The following is a 15,454-nucleotide window of genomic DNA, read 5'->3' as shown; positions in this document are numbered from 1 at the left end:
CGATATGATGTAAAACGTAATTATTCCGAATTAAAGGTGGGAAACAATGTCTACATATAAAACTGCGCACCTCATCGGTAGTGTCTTCCTCGGTTTGACCCTTGCCGGTTGTGCTGCTTCTGATACGCCACAAGAGCAAAATCATTTGACGTTCGTCTATAACTTTGCGACACAATCGCTTGATCCGCATCGGGACAGCAGTTATGTTCCGCTTCGCGCGGGGGTGACGGAGACGCTTGTCCGTCTTGATGACGAACGATTGACGGTCGAGCCGTGGCTTGCGAAGAAATGGTCCTACGAAGGAAAGCGAACATGGCGGATCGTCTTACAGGAAGACGTGACGTTCCATAACGGAAAACAACTCGATGCTGCAGCCGTCAAATCGTCTCTCGAACGCTCGATCGACGAAAATCCAGGTGTCAAAAATGCCTTGAACATCGAGACGATTAAAACGGATGGACTAGATCTGCTCATTCAAACGAAGACGACGTATCCAGAGTTCATCTCGGAACTCGTCAACCCGAACACAGCGATCATTGACACGAAGGCGAGCGGGGTGACGAAAGAACCGATGGGAACAGGCCCGTTCCAAGTCGAGCGGTTCGCTCCGGGAACAAAAGTCGAGTTAAAACGTTTCAAGTCCTATTGGCAAGAACAAGCGAAACTTGATTCCGTTGATTTTGTCTTCAACGAAGATGCTGGCGCACGGACGAACGCTTTGCGTGCTGCACAGGCGGACATCGTCTATCGACCGGACATCGAGAGTGTCAAGCAGTTGAAGTCTGAAGGATTAACAGTCCAAGCGACGGATACGTTCCGTGTCCATCAGTTGACGATGAATGTCGCGAACGGTCCGATGCAATCGTTTGAAGTCCGACAGGCAATGGATGCTTTGATCAATCGAAAGCAACTCGTCGATCACGTCCTCCAAGGATATGCGGTGCCAGCACGTGGTCCATTCCTATCGTCATTCCCATTTGCTCCGAACTATCCGCAACAACTGCAGAAGACGCCTGAGGAATGGCTCAAACAAGCTGGTTATACAAAACAAAATGGACGGATGCAAAAGGACGGTCGTCCTTTAAAACTGACGTTATTGACGTATGCGGCTCGACCAGACCTGCTGTTGATCGCCCAAGTCATTCAAGATGACGCGAAAAAGATTGGTGTCGCGATCACGATTAAACAGATCGATGTCCCAGAAGAATACATGGCGAGTAACCGGGACTGGGATATCGCGACGTACAGCAATCTGACAGCTCCGCGTGGAGATGCTGGATATTATTTGAACGCGACCTATCATCCGAACGGAGGACTGAACTTCAGTCGTGTCGCGGATCCGAAGTTGACGAAACAGATCGAGACGTTAAATGAAACGATACAGATCGAGGAACGTTCACGGCTTGCGGAGCAGATCGCGCGATATGTCAACGAGAAACGCTATAATAGCTTCTTGCTCCATCCTTCAACACTCGTCGCCTATGACAGCAAACGCGTCAAAGGATGGAAAACGGAAAAGAGTGAATACTACATGATCACGAATACGTTGCAGGTGACCGATTGATGCATTCGATCGTCAAACGACTGCTATCGCTGAGTCTATTCACTCTACTCATCACGTTCAGTTGTTTTGTCTTGTTACGGTTACTGCCGGGTGATCCGGTCTTGACGTTATTGAATATCGATGAATTATCAGCAACGCCCGAACAAATCGAGGCCGCGCGCCGTGAATTAGGATACGATCAGCCGATGCTCGTCCAGTACGTCCGTTGGCTGCAAGACATACTCACCTTACGTCTCGGAAACTCGTTACAGACGGGGCGACCGGTCATCGAGATGTTGTTAGAGAGTTATCTCGTGACAGCGGAGCTGGCACTTGGCGGTATTTTGATTGCCTTATTGATCGCCTTACCCCTAGGAATCGGTAGCGCCTTGACGACGCGCCGAAGCGTCGTCCGTCTCGCGCACCTTGTCAGCATGAGCGGAGCGGCCGTGCCTGGTTTTTGGATCGGTCTGTTGCTCGTCGATCTGTTTGCCGTCCGTCTCGGGTGGTTACCTGTGATGGGACGGGAAGGGATGACGTCACTCGTCCTCCCGGCTCTATCGCTCGGCTTTCCACTTGCGAGCGTCTATATTCCATTGATTCGACTGAATCTACGCCGTGAACTGAACCAACCGTACATCGAGTTGGCGCGGATGCGTGGGATATCCGAGCGGACGATCCTTTGGCGTTATGCGTTACGCGGCAGTTTGCCACCGGTCCTGTCCGTATTCGGTCTGACGCTCGGCAGTCTTGCCGGGGGTGTCGTTGTCCTCGAAGTTCTGTTCGCGTATCCAGGTGTAGGAAAATTAATGGTCGATGCGATTTTGCAACGCGATTACCCACTGATCCAAGGCTACATCTTGCTGACGACAGGCATCATTCTTGTCTTGCATCAAGGTGTCCGGTCGCTAAACCGGGCGTTACGACCAGATTGGCAGAAGGGAACACACACATGAAAAAAAGATGGCTCATTTTCGGAGGATGTCTCCTATTTTTTATTTCATATACCGTATTTACAAATTCTTTTAATACAAACATAGCGAAAAGACTTGAGCCCGCTTCATTTGAACATTGGCTCGGAACAGACGGTCTAGGACGAGATTTCGCAGCTCGTCTTTTTTTAGCTGGTTTGATATCCTTAGGTTTCAGCCTGCTTACGGTGTTGCTCACAGCGTGCATCGGTACCTGTCTTGGTTGTCTAGCCGGTTTTTATGATGGACGACTCAAGCACTTGATTCATCGATTAGAAGATGGTCTCGTGATTTTCCCTGACACCGTTCTAGCACTTGTCATCGCCGGATTATTTGGTGCCAGTCCTCAAAGTTTGATCTTTGCGATTTTACTCATCAAATGGATTTCCTACGCGCGATTAAGCGAGACACTCGTGACCGAGACGATGCAAAAGCCATACATCAGCATGGCACGCATCAACGGGTTAACAGACAGTATGATCTTACGACGCCATATCTTGCCGCCCATCATCCGACAAGTCGTCGTGTTAATGAGTTTGGATGTCGGCAAAGTCATCTTATTCTTATCGGCATTCTCTTATATCGGGCTTGGTGTCCAAGCACCACTGCCAGAGTGGGGAACAATGTTGAACGAAGGACGTCCTTATTTCAGTTCCGCACCCCGGCTCATGCTTTTGCCAGGTGCGTGCATCGTCTTGACCGTCGTCGCGACGATGGGATGGACGCGATGGATGAAGAAAAAAGGAGGACACGTAAATGATTCAGATTCGGAACATACACGTTCGGGCGAAACACGTCCTTCTGCATGACATGAATCTATCGTTACCAGCTCATCGATTCATCTGTCTCGTCGGAGCGAGCGGGAGCGGTAAGACGCTCTTGCTTAAACGATTACTGGATCGATTGCCGGACGGGATGTCGTCGAGCGGAGAAGTCATCTCGGACGAACCTCTTCGACGTGGTCTCGATATTGGTTACATACCACAGCAGTATACCGATGCGTTTCTTCCGTTTTTGACGATGCGTCAGATGTTACGGGATACATATCGCGCACATGGACGAAAGATGGATCATCCTTACATCGATGACGTCTTGCGAACGCTTGAGTTGGACCCGACCTGGTTGGACCGATATCCAGGAGAGTTGAGCGGTGGGCAATTGCAACGGTTCGCGATCCTGTTTGCCGTCACCTTAAAACCACGATTGATTTTAGCGGATGAACTAACGACGGCGCTCGATCCTGTGTTGACACGTCGTTTACTCGACTGGTTGACCGAATACCAACACCAGTACGGGGCAACGATTTTGTTCGTCACCCACGAATTAGGACCTGCCTTACATTATGGGGAGCAACTCGTCTTAATGCAGGATGGACGAATCGTCGAGACGGGAACACCACAGATGATCGAGCAAAGTCGTCATCCGTTCACGATGAGCTTGATGCAAGCGCATCGTACATCACCGGAAGAAAGGAAGAGTTCATGTACCCAGTCTTATCCGTAACAGATCTTACTTATCAAATAAAGGATCAGCCCATTTTGTCGAATATCTCCTTTCACGTGACGAAAAAGGCGTCAATTGGCATCATCGGGGAGAGTGGGAGTGGCAAGACGACACTCGGACGATTGATCCTCGGTCTGCTCAAACCCACTCATGGTTTGATTTCCTTGCATGGAAAGGCATTTCCGAGTGGGCACCGAAACGAGCGACGAGCTATTCAAGCCGTCTTTCAACATCCTCTCGCTTCCTTTAATCCAGAATGGACGGTGCGGGAATCGATTCTTGAACCGTTTCGTCGGCATCGTCCGATCTTGCGGCATTTCCCAGCGACGTCAGAAGAAAATCTCATGACTGCCCTCGCACTTGCAGTCGGGTTGGAGGAACGGTTATTCGATCGATTGCCCCATCAATTGAGTGGGGGACAAATTCAGCGTGCCGCGATCGCCCGCGCGATTTCGATTGAACCCGACATCATCGTGATGGATGAGCCGACGACCGGACTTGATGTCGTCTCCCGCGCACAGATCATCGAGCTACTGGAACGCCTGCAGCAGACACTCGGTGTCAGTCTTGTATTGATCTCGCACGATATCGACTTCATCCGGCGCCTCTGTTCGGAAACACTTGTCTTACGTGACGGTCGCGCTGTTGATTTGATTGATCGATTGGAATCAGGTAGCGCGTATACCCAACGATTCGTCGAGGCCGGAACATGGTGAACGCACAACCGACCCACAAAACGTACTGGTTACTCGCTTATCCGCTGATTCTCTCAAGTATTGCAACACCCTTACTTGGTGTAACCGATACCGTCGTCATCGGTCAATCCGGTGATCCGCGGGCGATCGGCGGCATCGCCGTCGGAGCCGTCTTCTTCAATACGATTTACTGGTTGTTTGGTTTCTTAAAAGTGAGTACGACAGGATTCAGCGCCCAAGCAAGTGGGGCGAATGACGTACATGCTTTACGGACGTCACTTTACCGACCGCTGTTTCTAGCAGCTTGTATCGGTCTGCTTATCCTGTTGTTTCGACAGCCGCTCGAGCAAATCGGACTGTATTTACTGGCACCACCCGCTGACTTGCTCGGTGCGGTCAAAACGTATATTTCATACCGGATGATTGGCGCACCGTTCGTGTTGATGGGGTATGCGTTACTCGGCTGGTTGATTGGTACCGGTCAGGTCAAGCACGCCTTGTTCGTCCAATTGTTTAGTACAGGAGTCAATGTCGTTCTCGATATCGGATTCGTCTACGGATTGGATGCCGGTGTTGCTGGAATTGCGGTTGCGACCGTCATCGCGGAGATCAGCATCGTCGTCTGTGCTCTGTACCTGATTCGTGGTCATTTATCGATGACGCGTGATGAATGGCGCGCCTTGACGGCATGGCAAGCGTACCGTCAATTCTTTCAAGTCAATCGTGACTTGTTCATTCGCACGATTTTCCTTCTACTGGTCACCGGCTGGTTCACACGTGCTGGTGGACAATTCGGACCGGATGTCCTCGCAGCCAACGCGATTCTGCTACAAATCCAGTATCTGATTTCGTACTGGTTCGGTGGACTCGGTCATGCGTCAACCGTTCTCGTTGGTCGGGCGAGAGGGAATCAAGATCAGGCAGGATACCGGACGAGTGTCCGTTTGGCACGGACGTTTGGATTCTACTCGGTCGTCTTCTGGTCACTGGTGCTCCTCTTCCTTGAGACACCGCTCCTTCAGTTGTTCACTTCAGAAGAGGCAATCCTAGACGCAGCGCGCGATTATTACTTCTGGATCATCATCCTACCGCTCCTCGCCGGTTGGGCGATGATCTATGAAGGCATCTTTGCCGGGCGGGTTGAAGCAACACCCGTTCGGAATTCGATGATTCAAGCAGGCATTGGTTTTGCGGTCGTCCTCCTGCTGACACCGACTTTTGGAAATCAGGGCGTCTGGGCAGCGTTTTTGACGTTCTTCTTGATTCGCTCCTTATCGTTGATTCTCGTAGAAGCAAGACGATGAAAAACCCGCTGTTTCCCTCGCGCGAAAAGGGAACAGCGGGTTATTTGTCGTCGATCGCTAAAGGACGGACGAAGAGGGCGTTCAAGTGATGGACGAGCACATGACGCAGGCGTTCTTTTGGTAATCGTTCTGGTCGAAACAGAGCATGAAAGGCTAACCCGTCAACGAGTGCTGCGAGCCGTTCACTCTCAAGCTCAATGTCTAAGCCCGCGCGGAGTGTACCGTCCGGAATCTGTGTCAACAGTACTTGAACCATATGGTAGATATCGTCCGGATTTTCCGTCGCTTGCGATGAATACGCGGACATCATGAATTGAAACCAGACCTGCATCTCGAGCTGATGCTCGGGTGCATAAGGCAAGACCTCAAGTAAGACGTCACATAACGTTTCTTCCGGGGTTCCTCCTTTCTCGAAAATGGTTGTGATGCGTGCTTGGACCCGTTCTTGGACGAGGTCCATCGAGAAGCGGAGCAACTCGTCCTGGGTCGTGAAGTAATATCGCAAGGCACCCAGTGAGAGTCCCGCTTCCTTGGCGATCGTCCGGACACTGGCTTGTTCAATACCGACTTGAGAAATCGTGCGCCACGTCGCTTCCGCGATGAGGCGTTTGCGTTCTTCGTGATTGACTTGTTTTGGCATGTCTCAAGTATATCATCTTTTTAGCACGAATGTATTAAAAAGACTAGTCAAGCTACAAAAGAGGTGTTATCTTTATGATACAGTCGTATTAAAAAGGAGAGGATTGATATGCAACTTGTCGCGTGGGCAATCGTCTGTTGTGAGATTCTATTTTGGGTATTCATCGTCGCTGGACTAATCGTGCGTTATGGATTCAGACGAGAGAAGCTTGGTTTTCGATTGATGGCGATGTCACCGGTCATTGATATTGTCTTACTGGTCTTAACGGTGTTTGACTTAAGTCGCGGCAGTACGGCGACGATCGCGCACGGACTTGCTGCGATCTATATCGGCGTCTCACTTGCCTTTGGAAAACAGATGATTGCCTGGGCGGACGGGATGTATCGCCGGTTCATCCTGAGAGAACAAGTATCACGGGAGCGCATTTCAAAGGCACGTAAAGAGCGAAACGGGTTCTATCGGCACGTGCTGGCCTTTTTGATTGGTGGAGCGTTACTCGGTGCGATGATTCTGTGGCTGGGAGATGCGAAGCAGACGGAGAGTCTCTTACGGACGTTACAATTGTGGGGACTCGTCCTCGTGATCGATGGGGTCATCTCGATGAGTTATACGGTCTTTCCGGCTCGATCCAAATAAAAAAACGAACCTTGTCTGTCAGCGGTCGACAGTGAAGGTTCGTTCCCGAATCGTATTCGTATGGACTTGTTTGCGGGCGTCGATCGAATCCCGAATGTGGATGATGTAGCGACGTCCTTTTTTATATCCCGTACGTGGCGGTTTAATTCGGATCTCTTTGCCGTCAAGGACTTCAATCTCCGTTTGCATCCGCTCACCGTTCGAATCCGTCACGGTGACTGTTCGGTTTGAGACTTGCTCCTTCCGTAATCCTTTCGCATATTCGATGTCGAAGGTATGGTACGAGGAGATGGAGCGGGCACGCGATTTGAAGTGTGGCTCGTCCGTCCGTTCGTCGAGGGTGCAGTAGCAACCCGTGAACAAAAGACTCGCCGAGAGGAGTATCGAAAATAGATGTTTCACGAAAACGCTCCTTTATGTATTTGGTAATTTTAGTATAAGACAAATTTTGGGTTACGACAATCCTTCTTAAGACCGAGTCGTTGACATCTATTAAATTCAAGCAGCTCCATGCTATAATCGACCGAGAGAAAGGAAGCGATACACCATGCCAGTACAACCAGACCAACGCGAGATCATCGTCTCGATCCGGACGAGTTATGATTTTAAAGCGGATACCGGTCGCGCGATCCGCGTCATCGAGTTTCACGGACGCCGGACAACGCTGTTCGATACGTTCGAAGCGTCATCACCGAAACGGATGATCTTGATCGAGATGATTCGCGCCGTCCAATCGTTCAAGGAACCGTTCCACATCATCTTCAACGTCGAATGTAACTTCGGTTTCAAGTATTTGACGGATCAGCGGAAATGGGAAAACCGGGACGTCGGGAATACGTTCCTCGACTTGATCGAACAAGGCGGTCATACGTATGAATTACGAGACAGCTCGTTCTATGAAGGCGGAAAAGCCCTCCAAAAATGGCTCGGCAACACCTTAAAGCAAAATAGCTAAAAAAAAGGCTGATTCCATGATGGAGTCAGCCTTTATCTGTATCGATTGTCTCGCTTTCGAGATATCGGTACAACGTACTTTTACTAATACCGGTCTGTTCGCGGATATCAGCGAGCGAATAGTTTTTACTTTGATACATCGCGATCGCGCGGCGGACATTTTCATCCGGCTTCCGCGGTCGACCGGTCTGCTTTCCTTGTTCTTTTGCTTTTGAGAGTCCGGCACGCGTCGACATGCTGATGACGTCACTTTGCAGCTGGACCAGGTGGCGTGCCGTTTCAAGAAACGACAAGGAAGCACGCTCGCTCGTCCGAATCTGTTCGCGGAGTGACCACAGCGTCGCACCGCGTGTCTCCATGTGCTCGAGCATCTCGATCAAGTGCCTCGTCGAGTCTGCTAAGATGTAGAGATGCGTGACGATGACTTCGTCTCCCGTCTGAAGGGTCTCGAGCATCTGTTCTAATTCCGTCCGTCGTTTCGCTGAATCATGCGTCTCGATGACACGTGTCGTCACATTCATCTTGTCGGCTTCCGCTTGTTGCGTAGAACAGTCTGGATCATCCGGATAGGGTCTCATGTAGAAATATTGCATGGATGGAGCTCCTCTCTGTCGATCACAATCGACGTCAGTTCCTCATCAGTATACCGTATTCTCACCTCCGTGCCGCAGAAAACCGAAAACAAGCCTTTCTTCTCATGTTCGTATCGACTAATTTGTGGTAAATTGAGTGGAAGTAAGTTTCTCGGACTCATCCCGATACCATTCATTCTTTTTAAATGAGGTGCTCATCATGAACAAAGAAGATCATCAACTCGCCCGTCAGCTTTTGACGACCTATTTCATCGGCACACAGTTAGCGACGGTCCATGTCGCAGGCTACGTCACGCTCGAATTCATCAATTTGTTCGATACGACTGCGCCTGAACTACGACTTCGGATCGAGACGGATCGTCTGTTTTATGGCGATGTCGAGACGACACAGGACTGGGTCGTCCGCCATGCGACGAAGGAAGAGATGTTACATTTGATCGTCTCGCTTCACGCGGAACGCATCACCGGTGTCCGGATCGGAAAGACGGCACCCCACTTATTCCTAACGTTTAGCAACGGACAAACGCTCGTCCTGAACGGATCGGATACATATTATGAATCGTGGGCGATCGATATCGGTCTCGCACCACACCGAGCCGACGCGACGATCGTTGCCGTACCGGGTGACGAACTGGCCGTCTTCTCCAGAATCGGTGAACAAGTTGAAGACTAAGTGGACACGCATGGAGTGGTGCGACTGGATCATGCCGCTCGTTGCGTCACGGTACCCGAATCACTGTGCTGTTTTACTTGCCGGCAGCCATACGCGAGGGCAAGCGACCGCACAATCAGATGTCGATGTGATCATTTTTGAAGCAAGTCGAGGTCAGGCGTACCGGGAGTCGTTCATCCATGACGGTGTCCCGGTCGAAGCATTCGTCCATTCCTTTGAGACGATCCAGCCGTTTTTCGAGAGTGACCGGGAACGTGGTCGCCCGTCCCTGCAACGAATGATTGCTGACAGTTGGACGATCGAGGACCATCCAAACCTTGCATCTATCCGTCAGGAAGCCGTTCAACAATTGGCGGACGGACCTGTTGTGTGGACGACTTCGGAACAAGAGCGCGCACGGTATTTTTTAAGTGATGTGCTCGACGATTTCGAGAGTGTAACGAACCGCGCGGAAGGTTTAGCGATTGCGTCACGTTTATATGAACAGAGCATCGAGTTCGTTCTTCGTGCCAATCGTCGCTTCATCGGACAAGGAAAGTGGGCGATTCGTGCTCTTGCGGAGTTTGACGAAGACTATGCTAGTCGACATACGCTGGCATTCGAGTTGTATTATCAATCGGATGACCGACGAGAGGTCGTCGCGTTAGTCGATGATTATCTCGCACCATTCGGCGGGCGTTATTTTGACGGCTTTACGCTCGGTAAACGATAACAAGCAAAAGGAGGTACGCTTTCGGATCAATCGACCGAAAACGTGCCTCCTTATCGTTCGCTTCTGTTTAACGCCAATGGGACGGACGGAGTAAGCGACGCGGTAACTGCGTCGCGGCATTACCGATTGCCGCATTGATTTGTGCCTGTGTCAAAAAGAGTGCATCCGTCAGATCGGCGTCTTTGACGTTACAGTCTCGCAAATCCGCCCCGAGAAAGTTGACTCCGCGCAGGTTACTGCGCGATAAGTTCGTCGAAAGCAACCACTGGTTCTGAACACTGGCACCTGAGAAATCACGTCTTGGTAACTGTTTTCCGACCCAGTCGCGTGGTGTCTGGTCGCGTCTTCCGCTATACTGAGCTTGAACACGCGATGCAATCATTTCAAGGAGTGGTCGGACGGTTTGACGAACCGGTATCAAGTCAAGTCGTTCAAATTGATCGGCTGGTAATGCCGCGTACCGAGTCAGTGCGGCAAGCGTCTCATCGAGTTGATCGTGGATGTCACGCGTGACATCCCGTTTCCCGTCGGTTATGTACCACATCATCTCAAACAAATGAACCATCTTCGGGAAGGCAGCATAGATCGCTTGGCGTCGCTTAGGTGCATCATCGCCTTCGAATGTCTGCTGTGACAGATGCTGTCCGGCACCAAAACAATCATAGACGGTGCAGCCTTTGTAGCCGCTATCGCGTAACCGGTCATGGATGCGACAGCTGTAATCCGCGTCAAGATTACGACACGGTGTTGCTTCAGGTTTGTCATGACCAAAATCACTGGATTTCGAAAAAGCGAGTGCGGTACAACATAAACCAAAACACTTCGTACAATCAATCTGGAACGTAGGCTCCATCGGATTCACCTCCACTACTACTATAACAAGAAAGGAGTTTGAACATGCTGCAATTTCAACTTAATGAAAATGAGGACGGACAGGACTGGCTTAAGCAACAAGTGCGTCAATACAATGTCGAGCGTTCACCGCTTCATGCGACGAAACGCTCCGAGGGAACACAAGCCGTCACATTACTTGCGACGCGTGATGATCAACCGATCGGCGGCATCTCAGGGGAAATGTACTGGGGCTGGTTACATATTGAATGGTTCTTCGTTGCCGAAGAGGAACGGGGAAGTGGGCTCGGTACTCAGTTATTCCGTCAACTGGAGGAATGGGCACGAGCAGCGGGTGTTCAGCGAATCCGCGTCGAGACGTTCTCGTTTCAAGCGCTCCCGTTTTATGAGCGACAAGGATTCGTCGAAGTCGGACGAATCGATGACTATCCACCAGGGATGAGCTATCATCTGCTCGTCAAACAGGTCGACTGATGAAACGGCGTCTTTTCCTCATCTTATTGTTCGGTCTCGTGCTCGGAACGCTGACGGGGATTCAGCCACGTCAAGAGACCGCTTCTTTTACGGCGAAGCAAGTCGCCCAGTTATATACACAGATGACGAACACGCCGATTGAAGCGCGCGACGTCTACTTCGTCGAACGACTGTCTGACCATTACGCCGTCGCGTATCTTGAAGCGAAACACGACCGCTTGTTTTTGCTCCTGCAACAAACCGATGAGGCACAACGAATCGACCGAATCATTCGTTCGAAACAGACGAGGGAGACGGATTGGTTTGAAGGTCGTTTATTGACGACGGACGAAGGTCGATACCTTGTCGCCTACGGCATGAACGGTTCGAAACAAATGAAATCGATCCGGTTCGAGCCGTATAAGACGACGGCTGATGGCGAAGCGCCGCTTCGTCCGATGCAACGCTCCTTGTCAGTAACAAATCAGGAACGTTTCCATACTGTCCAACCGTTACCGGATGCCTTCCCGCATTCGCTCTATTTCGAGATGATCGCGACGAGCGTAGACGGAAAAGAGACGATCCAGCGATTGACGTTACCAAGCGATAACGCATCCGCGTTTTCATCCCGGAATGACTTTTAGTATACTGAAGACGAAAAAAGGGGGAGAAGAACATGTGGATCGTCATGAACCAGTTACACGTCGTCAAAGGTGCAGCAGATCAGGTCGCAGCGCGTTTTAAGACGACGAAAGGAATTGAACGGATGGAAGGGTTCCACCGGATGCAAGTCCTCGTCGATATCCGTCAGGAAGAGGAAGACATCGTCACGATCATGACAACGTGGTCGAATCAAGCAGCATTTCATGCATGGCAAGAGAGTCAAGCGTACAAAGGCGTGCATCATAAGCGGGATAGCGGAACGTCCGAAGTCAAACCGCTCGTGACGTCGAATACCGTCACGGAATATGCGATCGTCGCTGATCACAGTGCCGTCGTGGAATAAACAACAACACCCCTTGGGAGGATGCCTCTCAAGGGGTGTTGTCTAGTACATTAAAATAGATTGTTTTTCCGTAATCTGGGTATATTCTAACAAACTAGATGAAACGAGGTGACACCGCATGGTCTATCGTAAACCTGTCGTCTCTAGCCTGTCCGTCCTCGGTGGTATGATCCTGCTCTTTGGTTTCTTAACGAGCGGTGGCTTCATTTATCTCTACTTCTTCGTCTTGCTGTTTGCTTGCGTGTCCTTTTTACGTGAACCGTTGACGCGTAAAGAGTGGTTACGCGAGGGGATTGCTTTCATCTTCTGGTGTTCCTTGATTTATTTGCTCCAACATCTCATCTTTATGGTGTGAGTCATTTTTCGTATAGCTCAAATAAGGAGAGAATGATGTCACGACCTGTCGCCGAAAGATGAACCGACACGTCACGTTTCGGATCCTTCAAGTAAATATCGGTCTTTTTGACACGCTTATCGAGATAAACTTCGTATTGTTGTCCTTTCACTCCTTTTCGGAACGTCAAGTATTTCCACTTCGCCCGTTTTCCTCGTACGTCAGCCTGTTCACTTGACTTGATTGCTTTTTGCAATTTCCCGGACTCATCACTTGTCATCATGATCGTATCCTCGACTTTAAGACGATCTTTAGAAGAATCGCTTTGATCATAAAGATAATGCTTGAACTGCTTCTGATGGAAGAGTGTTATGTCATTGATAGTGGATAGAACATCTTCTTCCGATAAGTCCTGTCGAGCAAGCTCAGACGGACGTTCCATCGTGTGCTGAATCGACAATTCGTAGCGGAATTGGTGTCCGTTTTTTTCTGTTGCGATAAGCGTGCCGTAATGTTCCGGTGTGCCGTCACCAGGAATGAAGCGGACTTTTCCGGGCTGTTTCATCGCATGGATCGACGTCCCCATCTGCTGTCCACTGATCAATTGCGGTATGCGTACAAAGGAGTTATACGATATATCGTCATTCTCATTATATTTCTCATTGTACGTCAGATAAAGCTTCGTATCTTCAGTAAAGGGAGTAAGGGCTTCTGCATAGACGACGAATGTCTTTCGTTCGTCTTTTTTCGTTACATCAGTCGCTTTCATCACCAGGTAACCTGATCCAGGTAGCGCTAATTTTCGAACAGAACCGTTTATGATGTTATCATCACGTGAGAACCAGTCCTCTTTTTTAATGGTGTCTGGCTGTACTTCTAACTCGGTCGGATGTTCAACCAGCTTCGTTTTCGCAAAGACATCTTGTTTGGTTGATAAGAGGTGATACTCGCTGTCAGCCATATTCTGACAATACAGATATGTTTGTTCTCCGGACTGGACATAACGAGCCATTTGTCCTAAGTAATCTTCAAATGGTGCCGTCATCACGACGGAGAACGTGTCACCATAAGAATAATTTTTTGGAGCTTTTACCGCTTTTGATCGACACTCCTCCATGATGACACTCATTTCCTTTTCCGATAACATCTTCGGAGGTTCTTTGCCTTTAAACCGCGCTCCATCATACAATTTCGATAAGTAATCCCATTTGAAATTCGGAGCTTCACTTTGACAACCGCTTAACGCGAGCGTTGCTGCAAGTGTGAGTCCGATCCAGTAACGTTTGTTCATTTGTTAAGCACCTCACTGAGTGCTTCACTTGTCGTACCCGACAACTTAGCACCGTTCTTTGTTCCCTTTTTGACGACATAGATTTCAAGCTTTTTGGCGCGTTTGCGTTCATACAGCTCGAACATCTGGCTTTTCCCTTCGCGCATCAACGTCAATTTTTTCTGCTTTAGTTTTGTGCCTTGCGGCTCCATCACTTCGGTTTCTTTTAATTCCTGAGCGATTTTTTTGGCTAGCTTGTCAGGAATTGCTGAGACGAACTTATAATCGCTATCAATAAGCTGTTTTGGTGATTGATGGATGAAACCGACATATCCAGGTTGATTTATATTGATAAAAGCATATTTGTAATTTGAAGGTTTTTTGTATGACTTATTGAGACGCATATAGATTGGCGTTTCCTGGACAACTTTATCTTTTTCTAGTTTTTGAACGGTAGCAAAGTGAACCATTTGACCGGGTGAAAGGACGTCAGGTAATTCTTTACGTTCAATCTGGTAGGATTGCCCTTGCGCATACTCTTGAATGACTGAAGAGTTTCCATCGCGTGTTCCACTTATTGTGAGATCAATTGTGGAAGACTGCATCCCGTTTTTTGGACTGTGACGGAAAGAGATATTCAGCTCGGATCCGCTCAGCGACTCGGTCGTCTCGAAGAATGTGCGTTCTTTTCCGTCTTCTTCTCCAAAAATAATGAATTGACCTTCCGGTGGTAAGGACAGTTGATAGGACGGGAAGAGATAGCGTCCAAGCTCTTTTGATTGCTTACTTTCTTTATTTTCTTGTTTTTGGTGATCTGCCACCTCTTTTGGGACAGCTTTAAAGCGAACGGCTGTCGATTTGGCTTTAACCGGTTGTTTTGACCAATCAACAAATGGATAATCACTTCGCTTAATCTGATGGACCGTATAATCTGCGTGGCGAATGGGCTGACAGGCCAGATAGTCTTTTTTTTCGTCTGATAGGAAACGAACGTGTTGGAACTCACGCCCTTGGATATTTGCAGGAAGGAAATACAAATCGAATCCTTCGTGTTGCACGTATCGGTCAGGTAAGCGCTTCATGTCAGATTTTTGCTGACAACCCTTCAACAAAGCAGCCGTTTGTTTTTGGGGGAGATCCGGTATCTCTTGCCCATCAAAGGTAGTCGAAATACCGCCCCAGTAATTGGCATCGTATGTAAGGTCTAAGTATTGTTCTTTACCGCATCCGGCAAGTAGGACTACGCCTGCGAGAATACCGGTATGTATATAGCGTCTCATGGAAAACCTCCTTTATCCTAGTGACTATATTTTAC

The 15,454-nt window shown here is 49.3% G+C and carries 20 protein-coding genes; 14 read left to right on the top strand and 6 right to left on the bottom strand.

Features of this window, described 5'->3' with window-relative positions; translation table 11 throughout:
* Positions 1-46 precede the first annotated feature (46 nt).
* From nikA to N179_RS04785, 6 genes are read left to right on the top strand one after another with little or no spacing between them, the layout of a single operon-like run.
* Positions 47-1,564 (top strand): nickel ABC transporter substrate-binding protein, encoded by a 1,518-nt coding sequence (gene nikA / locus N179_RS04810; protein WP_075642360.1) that lies wholly within the window; start codon positions 47-49, stop codon positions 1,562-1,564.
* Positions 1,564-2,499 (top strand): ABC transporter permease, encoded by a 936-nt coding sequence (locus N179_RS04805; protein WP_075642359.1) that lies wholly within the window; start codon positions 1,564-1,566, stop codon positions 2,497-2,499. The genes nikA and N179_RS04805 overlap by 1 nt, the downstream gene beginning before the upstream one ends.
* Positions 2,496-3,323, top strand: a complete 828-nt coding sequence (locus N179_RS04800) for an ABC transporter permease (protein WP_075642358.1) — start codon at positions 2,496-2,498, stop codon at positions 3,321-3,323. The genes N179_RS04805 and N179_RS04800 overlap by 4 nt, the downstream gene beginning before the upstream one ends.
* Positions 3,271-4,017 (top strand): ABC transporter ATP-binding protein, encoded by a 747-nt coding sequence (locus N179_RS04795; RefSeq protein ID WP_055968197.1) that lies wholly within the window; start codon positions 3,271-3,273, stop codon positions 4,015-4,017. The genes N179_RS04800 and N179_RS04795 overlap by 53 nt, the downstream gene beginning before the upstream one ends.
* Complete coding sequence (locus tag N179_RS04790) at positions 3,996-4,733, top strand: ABC transporter ATP-binding protein (protein WP_075642357.1); 738 nt, start codon at positions 3,996-3,998, stop codon at positions 4,731-4,733. The genes N179_RS04795 and N179_RS04790 overlap by 22 nt, the downstream gene beginning before the upstream one ends.
* Positions 4,727-6,016: an MATE family efflux transporter gene (locus N179_RS04785; protein WP_058713113.1), complete on the top strand. Its 1,290-nt coding sequence runs from the start codon at positions 4,727-4,729 to the stop codon at positions 6,014-6,016. Before N179_RS04790 ends, N179_RS04785 begins: the two co-directional genes overlap by 7 nt.
* Before the next feature lie 40 nt (positions 6,017-6,056).
* On the opposite strand, the gene N179_RS04780 is transcribed toward N179_RS04785, so the two are convergent.
* Positions 6,057-6,656 (bottom strand): TetR/AcrR family transcriptional regulator, encoded by a 600-nt coding sequence (locus N179_RS04780; RefSeq protein WP_075642356.1) that lies wholly within the window; start codon positions 6,654-6,656, stop codon positions 6,057-6,059.
* A gap of 108 nt (positions 6,657-6,764) precedes the next feature.
* Here N179_RS04780 and N179_RS04775 point away from each other — a divergent pair, with 108 nt between their 5' ends.
* Positions 6,765-7,292, top strand: a complete 528-nt coding sequence (locus tag N179_RS04775) for a hypothetical protein (RefSeq protein ID WP_023468359.1) — start codon at positions 6,765-6,767, stop codon at positions 7,290-7,292.
* Between the two features lie 18 nt (positions 7,293-7,310).
* Here the strand turns inward: N179_RS04775 and N179_RS04770 are convergent, their stop codons facing one another.
* Positions 7,311-7,694 carry a hypothetical protein gene (locus tag N179_RS04770; protein WP_023468358.1) on the bottom strand — a complete coding sequence of 128 codons (384 nt, stop codon included), beginning with the start codon at positions 7,692-7,694 and terminating at the stop codon, positions 7,311-7,313.
* 145 nt (positions 7,695-7,839) lie between these two features.
* On the opposite strand from N179_RS04770, the gene N179_RS04765 reads away from it, so the two are divergent.
* Entirely contained in the window at positions 7,840-8,247 is a 408-nt protein-coding gene (locus tag N179_RS04765; RefSeq protein ID WP_023468357.1) for a hypothetical protein, read from the top strand.
* Positions 8,248-8,272: 25 nt separating this feature from the next.
* Here N179_RS04765 and N179_RS04760 read toward each other — a convergent pair whose 3' ends face one another.
* On the bottom strand, positions 8,273-8,839 hold the full coding sequence (locus tag N179_RS04760; RefSeq protein ID WP_023468356.1) for a recombinase family protein: 567 nt from the start codon (positions 8,837-8,839) through the stop codon (positions 8,273-8,275).
* Positions 8,840-9,038: 199 nt separating this feature from the next.
* On the opposite strand from N179_RS04760, the gene N179_RS04755 reads away from it, so the two are divergent.
* Together N179_RS04755 and N179_RS04750 are read left to right on the top strand one after the other, a co-directional pair.
* Complete coding sequence (locus tag N179_RS04755; protein WP_064299857.1) at positions 9,039-9,512, top strand: hypothetical protein; 474 nt, start codon at positions 9,039-9,041, stop codon at positions 9,510-9,512.
* A complete protein-coding gene (locus tag N179_RS04750) occupies positions 9,394-10,224 on the top strand; it encodes a nucleotidyltransferase domain-containing protein (RefSeq protein ID WP_244150209.1) in 831 nt (276 codons plus the stop codon). The genes N179_RS04755 and N179_RS04750 overlap by 119 nt, the downstream gene beginning before the upstream one ends.
* A gap of 67 nt (positions 10,225-10,291) precedes the next feature.
* Here the strand turns inward: N179_RS04750 and N179_RS04745 are convergent, their stop codons facing one another.
* On the bottom strand, positions 10,292-11,077 hold the full coding sequence (locus N179_RS04745; protein ID WP_075642354.1) for a pentapeptide repeat-containing protein: 786 nt from the start codon (positions 11,075-11,077) through the stop codon (positions 10,292-10,294).
* 44 nt (positions 11,078-11,121) lie between these two features.
* Between N179_RS04745 and N179_RS04740 the strand changes: the two genes are divergently transcribed.
* The 4 genes from N179_RS04740 (at position 11,122) to N179_RS04725 (ending at position 12,890) form a co-directional block, all read left to right on the top strand.
* A complete protein-coding gene (locus tag N179_RS04740) occupies positions 11,122-11,550 on the top strand; it encodes a GNAT family N-acetyltransferase (protein WP_075642353.1) in 429 nt (142 codons plus the stop codon).
* On the top strand, positions 11,550-12,173 hold the full coding sequence (locus tag N179_RS04735) for a hypothetical protein (RefSeq protein ID WP_075642352.1): 624 nt from the start codon (positions 11,550-11,552) through the stop codon (positions 12,171-12,173). The genes N179_RS04740 and N179_RS04735 overlap by 1 nt, the downstream gene beginning before the upstream one ends.
* A 32-nt stretch (positions 12,174-12,205) precedes the next feature.
* On the top strand, positions 12,206-12,535 hold the full coding sequence (locus N179_RS04730) for an antibiotic biosynthesis monooxygenase (RefSeq protein WP_075642351.1): 330 nt from the start codon (positions 12,206-12,208) through the stop codon (positions 12,533-12,535).
* Between the two features lie 118 nt (positions 12,536-12,653).
* Positions 12,654-12,890: a hypothetical protein gene (locus N179_RS04725; protein WP_055968171.1), complete on the top strand. Its 237-nt coding sequence runs from the start codon at positions 12,654-12,656 to the stop codon at positions 12,888-12,890.
* Between the two features lies 1 nt (position 12,891).
* Here the strand turns inward: N179_RS04725 and N179_RS04720 are convergent, their stop codons facing one another.
* Positions 12,892-14,160 (bottom strand): hypothetical protein, encoded by a 1,269-nt coding sequence (locus N179_RS04720; RefSeq protein WP_075642350.1) that lies wholly within the window; start codon positions 14,158-14,160, stop codon positions 12,892-12,894.
* Positions 14,157-15,419 carry a hypothetical protein gene (locus N179_RS04715; RefSeq protein WP_075642349.1) on the bottom strand — a complete coding sequence of 421 codons (1,263 nt, stop codon included), beginning with the start codon at positions 15,417-15,419 and terminating at the stop codon, positions 14,157-14,159. Before N179_RS04715 ends, N179_RS04720 begins: the two co-directional genes overlap by 4 nt.
* Positions 15,420-15,454: the final 35 nt, after the last annotated feature.

The sequence above is a fragment of the Exiguobacterium indicum HHS 31 genome, from assembly GCF_001939065.1.
Classification (GTDB): domain Bacteria; phylum Bacillota; class Bacilli; order Exiguobacteriales; family Exiguobacteriaceae; genus Exiguobacterium_A; species Exiguobacterium_A indicum.
This window is presented reverse-complemented; position numbering and strand designations above follow the sequence as displayed.

Bases quoted from the DNA above. Each gene is read 5' to 3' on its own strand.
- nikA (WP_075642360.1), top strand. From the start codon at position 47: ATGTCTACATATAAAACTGCGCACCTCATCGGTAGTGTCTTCCTCGGT.
- N179_RS04805 (WP_075642359.1), top strand. From the start codon at position 1,564: ATGCATTCGATCGTCAAACGACTGCTATCGCTGAGTCTATTCACTCTA.
- N179_RS04800 (WP_075642358.1), top strand. From the start codon at position 2,496: ATGAAAAAAAGATGGCTCATTTTCGGAGGATGTCTCCTATTTTTTATT.
- N179_RS04795 (WP_055968197.1), top strand. From the start codon at position 3,271: ATGATTCAGATTCGGAACATACACGTTCGGGCGAAACACGTCCTTCTG.
- N179_RS04790 (WP_075642357.1), top strand. From the start codon at position 3,996: ATGTACCCAGTCTTATCCGTAACAGATCTTACTTATCAAATAAAGGAT.
- N179_RS04785 (WP_058713113.1), top strand. From the start codon at position 4,727: ATGGTGAACGCACAACCGACCCACAAAACGTACTGGTTACTCGCTTAT.
- N179_RS04780 (WP_075642356.1), bottom strand. From the start codon at position 6,656: ATGCCAAAACAAGTCAATCACGAAGAACGCAAACGCCTCATCGCGGAA.
- N179_RS04775 (WP_023468359.1), top strand. From the start codon at position 6,765: ATGCAACTTGTCGCGTGGGCAATCGTCTGTTGTGAGATTCTATTTTGG.
- N179_RS04765 (WP_023468357.1), top strand. From the start codon at position 7,840: ATGCCAGTACAACCAGACCAACGCGAGATCATCGTCTCGATCCGGACG.
- N179_RS04760 (WP_023468356.1), bottom strand. From the start codon at position 8,839: ATGCAATATTTCTACATGAGACCCTATCCGGATGATCCAGACTGTTCT.
- N179_RS04755 (WP_064299857.1), top strand. From the start codon at position 9,039: ATGAACAAAGAAGATCATCAACTCGCCCGTCAGCTTTTGACGACCTAT.
- N179_RS04750 (WP_244150209.1), top strand. From the start codon at position 9,394: ATGAATCGTGGGCGATCGATATCGGTCTCGCACCACACCGAGCCGACG.
- N179_RS04745 (WP_075642354.1), bottom strand. From the start codon at position 11,077: ATGGAGCCTACGTTCCAGATTGATTGTACGAAGTGTTTTGGTTTATGT.
- N179_RS04740 (WP_075642353.1), top strand. From the start codon at position 11,122: ATGCTGCAATTTCAACTTAATGAAAATGAGGACGGACAGGACTGGCTT.
- N179_RS04735 (WP_075642352.1), top strand. From the start codon at position 11,550: ATGAAACGGCGTCTTTTCCTCATCTTATTGTTCGGTCTCGTGCTCGGA.
- N179_RS04730 (WP_075642351.1), top strand. From the start codon at position 12,206: ATGTGGATCGTCATGAACCAGTTACACGTCGTCAAAGGTGCAGCAGAT.
- N179_RS04725 (WP_055968171.1), top strand. From the start codon at position 12,654: ATGGTCTATCGTAAACCTGTCGTCTCTAGCCTGTCCGTCCTCGGTGGT.
- N179_RS04720 (WP_075642350.1), bottom strand. From the start codon at position 14,160: ATGAACAAACGTTACTGGATCGGACTCACACTTGCAGCAACGCTCGCG.
- N179_RS04715 (WP_075642349.1), bottom strand. From the start codon at position 15,419: ATGAGACGCTATATACATACCGGTATTCTCGCAGGCGTAGTCCTACTT.